2 protein-coding genes are annotated in these 1,550 nt (G+C 41.9%); both read right to left on the bottom strand.

Translation table 11 applies throughout. The annotated features are described in order from the left end of the window. Positions 1–154 (bottom strand): transposase domain-containing protein (locus QL998_RS20595; RefSeq protein WP_182198119.1); only part of this gene is annotated, 154 nt, incomplete at its 3' end. A gap of 134 nt (positions 155–288) precedes the next feature. Continuing rightward, complete coding sequence (locus QL998_RS20590; RefSeq protein ID WP_002958143.1) at positions 289–1,335, bottom strand: NAD(P)-dependent alcohol dehydrogenase; 1,047 nt, start codon at positions 1,333–1,335, stop codon at positions 289–291. Positions 1,336–1,550 lie beyond the last annotated feature (215 nt).

Here is a 1,550-nt window from a genome sequence, read left to right as displayed (position 1 = left end):
CAAGCTCAGCAGGTAACTTACGTTTGCGAATACTTGCTTTATCGGTCTGCTCGAGCACATTAGAAATCCACTCAAGAGGGATATGTTTCTGAAATGTAGATAAAGAGTCAGGAGTGGCGAATATATCTGTATCAAGTAACCAATGACTAAGCATAAAAATACCCTCATAATCAAAAGATGATAAGGATATTGTGAAGCAACCAAAAGATCGGTCAACCGATCAAAAATACCTTAACTGATCGGTGTTAGCTAATTAGCGGCTCTTTTATTTTTAATTTACCTAGTAAATTAAGCGTTTAACGATGCCATATCAATAACAAAGCGGTATCGTACGTCAGATTTTTCCATACGCTCGTATGCCGTGTTAATTTCGTCAATGTTGATCATTTCGCACTCAGGTAGCACGTTATTTTCACCACAAAAGTCGAGCATTTGTTGCGTCTGTGCAATACCACCAATAAGTGAGCCTGCAATACGACGGCGACCCATTAATAATGGCACCGTGCTTAGCTCATCCACTGGACCAACTTGGCCAACAATAACTAATGTACCATCTACATCAAGTAGCGGTGTGTAAATAGATAAATCATGTTTTACAGGGACTGTATCTATAATGACGTCAAAGGCAGATTGCGAGTCTTTCATTTCGTCATCATTAGATGACACTAAATAGTGCTGAGCGCCTAATTTAACCGCATCATCTTTTTTAGACTCACTACGGCCAATTACCGTAACGCTTGCGCCCATTGCAACTGCATTTTTAACGGCCATGTGACCAAGCCCACCTAGACCAACAACACCAACACGGCTACCTTTTTTTACGCCCCACTTATGAAGTGGCGAATACGTAGTAATACCTGCACAAAGTAGCGGTGCAACGCGTGAAAGGTCTAAATTTTCTGGTACAGAAAGTACAAATTCTTCGCGTACAACAACATGTTTAGAATACCCACCTTGGGTCATTTCACCACTAACGCGGTCTTTGCCTGCGTAAGTACCAACCATGCCTTCGCGGCAAAATTGTTCTTCGTCGTTATCACATTGATCGCAACTTTGGCACGAATCAACCATACAACCAACAGCAACCGTGTCGCCTTGCTTATATTTTTTAACGTCGCTACCTACCGACATAACTTTACCAACAATTTCGTGCCCAGGTACCAATGGGTAGTCACTGCCACCCCAATCATTTCGTACGGCGTGTAAATCTGAATGGCACACACCACAGTATAAAATTTCAATTTCTACATCGTTATTTCGTAAATCGCGGCGCTCAAAAGAAAATTCCGTCAATTCAGAACCTTGGCTTTTTGCTGCATATCCTACTGTCTTCATAATAACTCCATAGTGGTTAAAAATTTAAATCATCAACAGCATAGTACATAGCCTGTGAATAGAACCTGACAATATAAAATAGGCACAAATCGAGTAGGGTGAGGCTTTTGCCTCATCCCTCTCACAGAACCGTACGTACGGGCCTCGTATACGGCTCCTGTATTCTTCTATCCCTTCGGCTTATTTTCTAAACGCCGATTGAGCAAGCCATCCTG

The organism is Pseudoalteromonas sp. APC 3691 (genome assembly GCF_030408135.1).
Classification (GTDB): domain Bacteria; phylum Pseudomonadota; class Gammaproteobacteria; order Enterobacterales; family Alteromonadaceae; genus Pseudoalteromonas.
The sequence above is the reverse complement of the archived record's forward strand: the minus strand, read 5'-3'. Positions and strand labels throughout refer to the sequence as shown.